The organism is Rosenbergiella metrosideri (assembly GCF_022602565.1).
GTDB lineage: Bacteria > Pseudomonadota > Gammaproteobacteria > Enterobacterales > Enterobacteriaceae > Rosenbergiella > Rosenbergiella metrosideri.
In genome coordinates this window covers 1-248 of sequence record NZ_JALBCV010000128.1, presented here as the reverse complement: position 1 = coordinate 248, position 248 = coordinate 1, and the positions used below count along the sequence as shown (strand labels likewise).

Below are 248 nucleotides of genomic sequence, written 5' to 3'. Positions count from 1 at the left end.
CCCCCATAGAGTCTCAAGGCAATATGCATTACACTGCGCGCAGAAAAAATGTAAGAAATAAGGTAGGACAGTATGGCTTTAAACGGCACCATCACCACATGGTTTAAAGAAAAAGGCTTTGGGTTTATCAAAGATGATAATGGTGATAACCGTTATTTTCATGAGGTTAATGTCGCTAATCCCGACTTAATCAAAAAAGATGCAGCGGTAACCTTTGAACCAACCACTAACAATAAAGGCCTTTCGGC

At 40.3% G+C, this 248-nt stretch carries 1 protein-coding gene; it reads left to right on the top strand.

The genetic code is table 11. From position 1 onward, the window contains the following. Positions 1–72: 72 nt before the first annotated feature. On the top strand, positions 73–248 hold a 176-nt coding region (locus MKR94_RS16780; protein WP_241647927.1), incomplete at its 3' end, for a cold-shock protein.